The organism is Sphingomonas sp., assembly GCF_004799495.1.
Classification (GTDB): Bacteria; Pseudomonadota; Alphaproteobacteria; order Sphingomonadales; family Sphingomonadaceae; genus Sphingomonas.
The window spans coordinates 100,935-110,507 of the sequence record NZ_SSMY01000005.1; the positions used below are offsets into that span (position 1 = coordinate 100,935).

A 9,573-nucleotide genomic window follows, 5' to 3' on the forward strand; every position below is an offset into this window, starting at 1 on the left:
GTCGCCTAGCCACGCTCCATGCCGATGGAGCCGCCGCCCGATCTCGCCAGCCTGTCGCTCGCCGACATCGCGCGGCTGGCGGGCGAGAAGAAGCTGCCGCTGGTCGAGAAGTGGCACCCGACGCATTGCGGCGACAGCGAAATGCGGATCGCGCGCGACGGGACGTGGTTCCACCAGGGATCGCCGATCGGGCGGCAGGAAATGGTGCGGCTGTTCTCGACCATCCTGCGGCGCGAGCCCGATGGCGGTTACGTGCTGGTCACGCCGGTCGAGAAGCTCGACATTGCGGTCGAGGATGCGCCGTTCGTCGCGGTGGAGATGAAGGCGGAGGGATCCGGCAGTGACGCCAGGCTGGCGTTCCGGCTCAACACCGGTGATATGATCACGGCTGGCGCGGATCATCCGTTGCGGTTCGAACAGGGCGAGGACGGCCCGCGTCCCTATCTTCATGTGCGCGGCGGGCTCGAAGCACTGGTCGCGCGCCCGGTCTATTACGAACTCGCCGAACGCGCCCTATCGGGCGACGACGACCCGGCGGGCGTGTGGAGCAACGACGCGTTCTTTCCGCTCGAGGCGGCAGCATGACGCTGGCTGAGCGGTTGCGGGCGGCGCTGGCGCACGATCATGCACCCATGCTGTTGCCCGGTGACAGCGTGCCGTCGCTGGTGGCCGACGAGCCTGCCGCCGCCGCCGTGCTGGTCGCGATCACCGACCGGCCCGAGCCCGGTGTGATTCTGACGCAGCGCACCGACAGTATGCGCCGCCACGCCGGCCAGGTCGCGTTTCCCGGCGGGCGGATCGACCCGGAGGACAAGGACGCCGCCGCCGCCGCGCTGCGCGAAGCCGAGGAGGAAATCGCGCTGCCCCGCGCCGCGGTCGAAGTGATCGGCGCGGCGGACCCGTATCTGACCGTGACGGGCTATTCGGTCACACCGGTCATCGGCGTGATCGCGCCCGACCTCGCCTATCGTCCCAACGAAGCCGAGGTCGCCGACGTGTTCGAAGTGCCGCTCGCGTTCGTGCTCGATCCCGCAAACCAAGTGCAGGCGAGCGCCGAGTGGCAGGGGCGCACGCGCACCTATTACGAAATCAACTGGCACGACCGCCGCATCTGGGGTGCGACCGCGGCGATGATGGTCAACCTGTCGCGGCGGCTGCGATGGGTGGCGTGATGCTGCCTCCCGCCGCATGGCGCGACCGCGCCGGGTTGGCGCGCGTCGTCGAGGCGCTCGGTCCCGGCACCACCCGGATCGTCGGCGGCGCGGTTCGCGACACGTTGCTGGGGATCGACACCGCCGACGTGGATCTGGCGACCACGCACGCGCCGGAAGTAGTGGTAGACCTGCTCGAAGCGGCGCGGATCAAGGCCGTTCCGACCGGCATCAAGCACGGCACGATCACCGCGGTCGCGAACGACGAAGTGTACGAGGTCACGACCCTGCGGCGCGACCTCGACACCGACGGCCGCCACGCGACGGTCGCCTTTACCGACGATTGGCGCGAGGACGCCGCGCGCCGCGATTTCACGATAAACGCACTATACGCCGATCCGATCAGTGGCGAGGTGATCGACTATTTCGACGGCATCGCCGACCTGGAAGCGCGCCGCGTCCGCTTCATCGGCGACCCGCTCACGCGAATCGCCGAGGATCATTTGCGCATCCTGCGCTTCTTCCGCTTCCTCGCGCGGTTCGGCGATTCGCCCGATCCCGAGGGGCTGAAGGCGTGCACCGAGCGCGCCAACGACCTGATGGCCCTGTCGCGCGAGCGGATCGCCAACGAGCTGCTCCGCCTGCTCGTCGCGCCGCGCGCGCCTGAAGTGGTCGCATTGATGCTCGATCGCGGCATCTTCGCGCCGGTGCTGCCCGAGATCGCCGGCGCCTCGCGGTTGGCGGCACTGGCCAATCGCGAAGAAGCCGCCGGGATCGAACCTGATCCTATCCGTCGGCTAGCCGCTATTTTGCCTTCAGATCCGACCGTCGCGGCGGATGTCGCCGCGCGGCTTAAGCTATCCAAGCTCCAGCGTCGTCGCCTCGAAAGCGCGATGGGACCGCCCGACGGCGATCCGCGCGCGCTGGCGTATCGGCTGGGAATGGAATTGGCGATCGACCGCCTGCTGCTCGCCGGCGACAGCCTCCACCAACTCACCAATTGGACGCCGCCCGCCCTATCGCTATCCGGCGGCCAACTCGTCGCGAAAGGTCTCACCGCTGGCCCCGACGTAGCGCGGACGCTGCGCCGCGTGGAGGATCGCTGGGTCGCGGAAGGTTTCCCGGATATGGGGCGAGTCGACGCGATCGCCGACGACGAAGTCGCTCAGGTGTTGGCCGACATCAGGAAATCGTAGGCTGCGTCGGCCTCGAGCGGCTTGGCGTAGATATAGCCCTGCCCGCACGTACAACCGAGCGCCGCGAGCGTCTGGGCGAGCTCGTTGGTCTCGATCCCTTCCGCCGTCGTGTCCATTCCTAGCGCTTGCGCGAGGCTGAGGATGGCGCGAACGATCGCGACCTTGTCGCGGTCGGCGAGCATCCCCGTGACAAAGCTGCGGTCGATCTTGAGCGTGTCGATCGGCAGTTTCTGGAGGTAGGCGAGGTTCGAATAGCCCGTCCCGAAATCGTCCATCGCGATCGTCGCGCCGAGTTGCTTGAGCGCGTGCATCGTGTCCGACACGCGTTGTGGATCAGCGACCAGCGCGCTTTCGGTCAGTTCGAGCGTGAACCGGCTGCCCGCCAGCTTGTTCGCCATCAGCGCGCGTTCGACCGCCGGCGCGATGTCGTCGCGATGCAACTGAATCGCCGACAGATTGACCGCGAACTTTATCCCGCAGCCACCCCCCGCGCGCACGTCCCAGTCGCGCAGCGTTTTCGCTGCCTCGTCGAGCGCCCAGCGCCCGAGCGGGACGATCAGCCCCGATTCTTCGGCGACCGGGATGAACTGGTTGGGCGAATATTCCTGCCCGCCTTCGCTGGTCCAGCGGGCGAGGGATTCGAACGATACGACGCGGCCCGTGGCAAGATCACAGATCGGCTGATAGGTCAGGCGAAGCGCGCCCTGCTCGATCGCGCGGCGCAACTCGGTCTCGATGCCGAACGCGGTGCGCGCGGCATCGAACGCGCGAGTCTGGTAATGCTCGGCATGGCCCGAGGCCTTGGATCGCTTCACCGCGAACTGGGCATGGCGGATCAGGTCTTCGGGGTCTTCGATCTCGTCGCTGCCGAACGCAACGCCGATCGAGCAGGCGACGCGAATCTCGAAATCCGACATGCGGAAGGGGGTCGCCAGCGCCGCTTCGATGCGTTGCGCGACATGGTCGGCTTCGGTCGGGTCGTCCTCGAGCGTCAGCAAAATGCCGAACTCGTCACCGCCCGTGCGCGCGAGCACATCGACCGCGCGCAACGCGCCCTTCAGCCGACGCGCGACGGTGATCAGCAATTCGTCGCCAGCCATAGAGCCGAGGCAAGCGTTGACCCGGCTGAAGCGGTCGAGATCGATGATCAGCACGGCATAGCGTGCGGCGTCGCCGCCCGCCGCGATCTTGTCCTCCAGCCGCTCGCTGAACGCGGCGCGATTAGGCAATCCGGTCAGGCTGTCGGTCATCATTTCGCGACGCAAATTACGCTCGGTGCGCAGTTCGCCGGTGTGGTCGGTCAGCGTGACGAAGCAATGGCTCGACTTTGGCGAGCGGCGCGCGAGCATGATCCTAAAGTGCCGGCAATCGACCGCGCTGCCGAACTCCCACGAGAATTCCTCGCGGTCGCGGTCGCTGCTCAGGAACCGTGCGAAGCGATCGCCGAGTTGTTCGATCAATGGCGATTCGCCGACCGTTGTACCCAGTCCGGCGGCGCGGAAGGCGCCGTTGGCGGCGGCAATCCCGATCCCGTCCTCGACCGGCCCTACCAGCGCGAGCGCTACCGGAATCAGTTCGATCGACGCGGCGATCCCGGCGAGCTGGCTCGGCTGCAATTGACCGTCCGCCGCGGCCTCGGCCACGACGGGTGCGGTCTTTGCGCGAGAAAATCCGAGCGCCATTCCCGCCCGACTAGCTTCGATTAGTTAAAGTGGGCTGAAGCTTGTTGCTATTTCAGCCACTTGTGTGCCTTTTGTTCGAGCTCAAAACTTGTTGTCGCGCGGGAAACCGGTCGGCGGCATCCGCCCCGCCGCGCCGCGTGCCGTGCGCCACGGCTGGAGGTCGGTTTCGGTCCGCGTGCGCCCGCTCTCGCCACCCATCGCCCAGCTCAGTCCATCGGCGAACTTGAACGTCGTCGCGTCGGCGAGCCCCCCGTCGCGATAGCGCTGGAGCTGCACGCCCTGCCCCTTCGCCAGCTCGGCCACTTCGGCGAGCGGAAAAACGAGCATCTTGCGGTTATCGCCGATCGCCGCGACGTAATCGTCCTCGGGCTTGATCGGCCGCACCAGCCGAAGCTTCGCGCCGGTGCGCGGCGTGACAACGCTCTTGCCCTTGCGCGTCTCGGCGATCGCATCGGCCGCCTTGAGCACGAACCCGCGCCCGTCGCTCGCCGCGACCAGGAGGCGCTCGGCCTCGGTCGCGCGGAGTAGCGCGGTGATCGGCACCTCGCCGTCGAGATCGATCAACAGCCGCACCGGCTCGCCGAACCCGCGCCCGCCGGGAAGCTTGTCGGCGGCGAGTGTGTAGAACCGCCCCGTCTCGGCCGCGAGCAGCAGCTTGTCGGTGGTCTGCGCGTGGAACGCGAACCGCGGGCCGTCGCCCTCCTTGAACTTCATCGCATCGGCCGAGGCGAGCTCGACATGCCCCTTCATCGCGCGGATCCAGCCGCGCTGTGACAGGATGACGGTGATCGGCTCGCGCTCGATCATCGCCTCGAGCGGAATTTCGCGCGCCGGCGCCGCTTCGGCGATCGTCGTCCGCCGTTTCCCGAGCGCGGTTTCCGAACCGTAGCGCTCGCGCACCTTGCCCAGATCGCGCTTGAGCCGCGTCCGCTGGCGCGCATCGCTAGACAGCAACAGTTCGAGCTCGCCCTGCTCCTTCTCCAGCGCGTCGCGTTCCTTGCGGATCTCCATTTCCTCGAGCCGCCGCAAGGATCGCAGCCGCATGTTGAGGATCGCCTCGGCCTGGCGGTCGGTCAGCGAGAATTCGGCTATCATCACCGGCTTGGGCTCGTCCTCGGTACGGATGATCTCGATCACGCGATCGAGATTGAGGAACGCGATCAGATAGCCGCCGAGCAACTCCAGCCGGTCGGCGATCTTGTCGAGCCGGTGTTGCGAACGCCGCCGCAGGACGACGAACTGGTGCTCGACCCAGGCGGCCAGCGCGTCCCGCAGGCTCATCACGCGCGGCGTGCGGGTCGCATCGAGCACGTTGAGATTGAGCGGCACGCGGCTTTCGAGGTCGGACAGCCGGAACAGGCTCTCGGTCAGCGTGTCCGAATCGACCGTACGGCTGCGCGGCTCGAGCACGATGCGGATGTCCTCGGCGGATTCGTCGCGCACGTCGGCCAGGATCGGCAGCTTCTTGTCGTTGATCAGGTCGGCGATATTCTCGATCAGCTTGCCCTTGGACACGCCGTACGGAATTTCGCTGACGACCAGGTGCCAGCCGCCCCCCTTCTCGTTGACCCGCTCGATCCGCGCGCGGGTGCGGAAACTGCCGCGCCCGGTGGCGTACGCTTCGGCAATCGCCGCGGGTGAATCGACGATCAGCCCGCCGGTCGGCAGGTCCGGGCCTTTCACATATTCCAGCACGTCAGCATTCGCATTGTCGATCAACGCGACCGCCGCGTCGAGCAGTTCGGCGGCGTTGTGCGGCGGGATGCTCGTGGCCATGCCGACCGCGATCCCCGCCGCGCCATTGGCGAGCAGGTTGGGGAACAACCCCGGCATCAACTCGGGTTCCTGCTCCTCGCCGTTGTACGTAGCGCGGAAACCTACCGCGTCCTCGTCGAGCCCGTCCATCAGGTCGGTCGCGACCTGCGTCAGCCGCGCCTCGGTGTAGCGATAGGCAGCGGCGTTATCGCCGTCGATGTTGCCGAAATTGCCCTGCCCGTCGACCAGCGGGTAGCGCAGCGAGAAATCCTGCGCGAGCCGGACCATCGCGTCGTACACCGACTGGTCGCCATGGGGGTGGTATTTGCCGATCACGTCGCCGACGACGCGCGCCGATTTCTTGTACGCGGCGGCCGGGTCCATCCGCAGCAGCCGCATCGCCCACAGCAGCCGGCGATGCACCGGCTTCAGCCCGTCGCGCACGTCGGGCAGCGACCGCGCGGTGATCGTCGACAGCGCGTAGACGAGGTAACGTTCGGAAAGCGCGCTATCGAACGGCGCGTCGAGTACGCCGATCGGCGGGTTGTCGGAAAGGTCGGTGATCTCGGAACTCATGGCAGGCGGTTAGAGCGGAATGCGCGAACAGGCTAGACCGGACTCGGCAAATCCCTCGCCAGTTCTGCCAGCAGCCACTCCCGGAACCGCTTGATCTTGGTCACCCCGCGCCGCGCTTCGGGATAGACCAGCCAATAGGCATAGCCGCGGGTCGAGGTCTGCTCGAACGGCCGCACCAGCCGCCCCTCGGCGAGGTCGTTGCGCCAGAAGAATGGCGTCAGCATCGCCACACCCTGCCCCGCCATCGCGGCATGACCTTCGTGCGCCTGGCTGTCGAGCCGCACGCCGCGGCGCGGCGGACCCTCGGGCGTATCGACCCCCGCTTCGCGCAGCCAGAATGGCCACCACGGATCGTGCGGGCTGATCAGCGGCACGCGCAGCAGATCGGCGGGCGTCAGCGGGCCGTAGCGGTCGACGAACCCGGGGCTGCACATCGGGGTGAAGTCGATCGGCAGGATTCGCTCGGCGGCGAGTCCCTCCCAGCCGCCCAGCCCCGATCGGATCGCGATGTCGGCCTCGCCGCCCGCGAAGTCGGAAATCGTTTCGTCGGTCAGCAAGCGCACCGCCATTTCGGGGTTCGCCATCTGGAAACTGCCGAGCCGCCACGCCAGCCAGGTATTGGCGAAGGTGTTGGTGGTCGACACGGCGAGCAGCCCGGCATCCTCTTCGCGGATCGCGCCGAAGGCCGCATCGATCGCGTCGAACGCGCGGGTGATCTGCGGCGCGGCGCGGCGGCCGGCCTCGGTCAGCACGACGCGGCGCTTTTCGCGGCGGAACAACGGCGCGCCGAGCCGCTCCTCCAGCAATTTGATCTGATAGCTGACCGCCGCCTGGGTCATCCCGAGCTCGGTCGCGGCGCTGGTGAAATTCTCGTGCCGCGCGGCGGCTTCGAACACGCGGACGGCGGCGAGGGGCGGGAGGCGACGCATCGCCAATCCATAAGGCTTGCTTGTCGATCCTGTCCAACGATTTGTTGGCGCGATACGGCCGCGGCGCGCATATCGGCATGGCTAGCGACACCCCTCCGACCGAAGAGGATACGACCATGCGTGACGATTTCCTTAGCGGCGATTGGGCCGCCAACCGCCACCATCTCACTGCCGGTATCGATAAGCTGGTACGCCGCATCGCGCGCATCATCGGCGACACGTTCGACGCGCTGACCCGCCAGCAGTTCGACGCGCCGTGGCAGCACCGCTGGCGCCAGGTTCGGATCGGCGGCCAGCGCTGACCCACGCCATCGCCGGGCCGATTTCCCGCTCCCTCGCGATCGGCCCGGCGATGCTGTAACGTGGCGCGATGATCCGGCTTGCCATCGCCGCCCTCTTGGCATCATGCACCGCCATGCCGAGCGCGACCTTCATGCCGATGACCTGGGCCGACCTGACCGCGCGCCCGCGCCCCGCGCCGCAAGCGACGGTCTCCTACGGCACCGACGATTATCAGAAGGTCGACGTCTGGCTTCCCGACGGTCCGGGTCCCTTCCCCGTCGCGCTGATGGTCCATGGCGGATGCTGGACGACGAGCATCGCCGACCGCAGCCTGATGGACTGGGCCGCCGACGACCTGCGCAAGGCCGGGTATGCGGTATGGAACATCGATTATCGCGGGGTCGACCGCCCGGGCGGCGGCTATCCCGGCACGTTCCTAGATGCGGCGGCGGCGACCGACCTGCTCCGCGCCGACGCCGCCCAATACCATCTCGACCTGAGCCATGTCGTCGCGGTCGGGCATAGCGCCGGCGGGCACCTCGCCTTGTGGCTCGCCGCGCGCCGCAACCTCCCCGCGTCGAGCCCGCTCCGCTCCGCCGATCCGCTGCCGATCGCGCACGTCATCAGCCTGGGCGGCTTGCCCGACCTCGAGGCGACCGCCGCCAGCCCCGACAACGGCTGCGGCACCGATGTCGTCGCGCAACTGGTCGGCAAACCGGGCCCGGGCCGTCCCGACGTCTATGCCGACACGTCGGTCCCGCGGCTGTTCCCGCTCGGCGTGCCGCAGGATCTGGTCAACGGCCGCGAGGACAGCATCATCCCCTACCGACTCGCCACCGACTACGTCGCCAGATCGAAGAACGCGGCGACACTTCACACGGTGGAAAACACCGGCCATGTCGAATTGATCGCGCCCGGCACCGCCGCCTGGAAGGAGACTAGGCACCTGATCGCCACGGCCCTTGGCCGCTGATCCTCTTTCGTTGCGCGAGCGAGCGCTTTCCTGTAACCGCGCGGCTCCCGCCCCGGCGCGCATACCGCGTTGCCGGGGCGCTCAATTGGAAGGGTAAGCGCCACCGATGGCACGCCGCCGCCAGATCTACGAGGGCAAGGCCAAGATCCTCTACGAGGGGCCCGAGCCCGGCACGCTGATCCAGTATTTCAAGGACGACGCGACCGCGTTCAACGCCCAGAAAAAGGGCACGATCAGCGGCAAGGGCGTGCTCAACAACCGGATCAGCGAGCACATCTTCACGCTGCTCGGGATGATCGGCGTGCCGACGCACTTCATCCGCCGCCTCAACATGCGCGAGCAATTGATCCGCCAGGTCGAGATCGTGCCCGTCGAGGTGATGGTCAGGAACGTCGCCGCCGGCACGCTGTCGAAGCGGCTGGGGATCGAGGAAGGCACGCAGTTGCCGCGCACGATCATCGAATATGCCTACAAGTCGGACGAGCTCGGCGACCCGATGATCACCGACGAGCATATCGCCGCGTTCGGCTGGGCGACCCAGGAAGAGATGCACGACATCGCCGACCTGGCGATCCGCATCAACGATTTCCTGTGCGGGCTGTTCGCCGGGATCGGCATCCGGCTGGTCGACTTCAAGCTCGAGTTCGGGCGCATCTGGGACAATGACTACGGCCGGATCATCCTGGCCGACGAGATCAGCCCCGATTGCTGCCGCTTGTGGGACATGAAGACCAACGAGAAGCTCGACAAGGACCGCTTCCGCCGCGACCTGGGCGGCGAGGCCGAGGCGTATCAGGAAGTCGCGCGGCGGCTCGGGCTGTTGCCCGAGGGCGAGGACAATGCGGTGCTAGATCTTGAAAAGCATCGCCTGAACCGCGGCAGGTAGCGCACCGTTGACCGCGCCGGGGGCGAGCGAGGGGTACCGGCCGGAGATCGATGGCTTACGCGCGGTCGCGGTGATCGCGGTCATCCTCTATCACGCCAAGCTCGGGATCGTGTCGGGCGGGTATCTCGGCGTCGACGTGTTCT

Annotated in this window: 9 protein-coding genes; 6 read left to right on the forward strand and 3 right to left on the reverse strand. The window is 67.5% G+C overall.

What is annotated here, in order from left to right; genetic code table 11:
- The first annotated feature begins 18 nt into the window (after nt 1-18).
- From E7773_RS05770 to E7773_RS05780, 3 genes are read left to right on the forward strand one after another with little or no spacing between them, the layout of a single operon-like run.
- Nucleotides 19-585 carry a DUF1285 domain-containing protein gene (locus tag E7773_RS05770; protein ID WP_293989343.1) on the forward strand — a complete coding sequence of 189 codons (567 nt, stop codon included), beginning with the start codon at nt 19-21 and terminating at the stop codon, nt 583-585.
- Nucleotides 582-1,172 (forward strand): CoA pyrophosphatase, encoded by a 591-nt coding sequence (locus tag E7773_RS05775; RefSeq protein WP_293989345.1) that lies wholly within the window; start codon nt 582-584, stop codon nt 1,170-1,172. The genes E7773_RS05770 and E7773_RS05775 overlap by 4 nt, the downstream gene beginning before the upstream one ends.
- Entirely contained in the window at nt 1,160-2,347 is a 1,188-nt protein-coding gene (locus E7773_RS05780) for a CCA tRNA nucleotidyltransferase (RefSeq protein ID WP_293989348.1), read from the forward strand. Before E7773_RS05775 ends, E7773_RS05780 begins: the two co-directional genes overlap by 13 nt.
- Here the strand turns inward: E7773_RS05780 and E7773_RS05785 are convergent.
- The 3 genes from E7773_RS05785 to E7773_RS05795 all read right to left on the reverse strand — a co-directional run bounded on the left by E7773_RS05785 (nt 2,317) and on the right by E7773_RS05795 (nt 7,289).
- The gene (locus tag E7773_RS05785; RefSeq protein WP_293989351.1) at nt 2,317-4,029 is read right to left on the reverse strand and encodes an EAL domain-containing protein; all 1,713 of its coding nucleotides are present in this window, start codon (nt 4,027-4,029) and stop codon (nt 2,317-2,319) included. The two genes, E7773_RS05780 and E7773_RS05785, sit on opposite strands and share 31 nt — an antisense overlap.
- 81 nt (nt 4,030-4,110) lie before the next feature.
- Nucleotides 4,111-6,360 (reverse strand): DNA topoisomerase IV subunit A, encoded by a 2,250-nt coding sequence (gene parC, locus E7773_RS05790; RefSeq protein ID WP_293989354.1) that lies wholly within the window; start codon nt 6,358-6,360, stop codon nt 4,111-4,113.
- 32 nt (nt 6,361-6,392) lie between these two features.
- Nucleotides 6,393-7,289 (reverse strand): LysR substrate-binding domain-containing protein, encoded by an 897-nt coding sequence (locus E7773_RS05795; RefSeq protein ID WP_293989357.1) that lies wholly within the window; start codon nt 7,287-7,289, stop codon nt 6,393-6,395.
- A 116-nt stretch (nt 7,290-7,405) separates the two neighbouring features.
- Here E7773_RS05795 and E7773_RS05800 point away from each other — a divergent pair, with 116 nt between their 5' ends.
- The 3 genes from E7773_RS05800 (at nt 7,406) to purC (ending at nt 9,430) form a co-directional block, all read left to right on the forward strand.
- The gene (locus E7773_RS05800; protein WP_293989359.1) at nt 7,406-7,591 is read left to right on the forward strand and encodes a hypothetical protein; all 186 of its coding nucleotides are present in this window, start codon (nt 7,406-7,408) and stop codon (nt 7,589-7,591) included.
- Nucleotides 7,592-7,659: 68 nt separating this feature from the next.
- The gene (locus E7773_RS05805; protein WP_293989361.1) at nt 7,660-8,544 is read left to right on the forward strand and encodes an alpha/beta hydrolase; all 885 of its coding nucleotides are present in this window, start codon (nt 7,660-7,662) and stop codon (nt 8,542-8,544) included.
- Nucleotides 8,545-8,650: 106 nt separating this feature from the next.
- A complete protein-coding gene (gene purC, locus E7773_RS05810; protein WP_293989363.1) occupies nt 8,651-9,430 on the forward strand; it encodes a phosphoribosylaminoimidazolesuccinocarboxamide synthase in 780 nt (259 codons plus the stop codon).
- Nucleotides 9,431-9,573 lie beyond the last annotated feature (143 nt).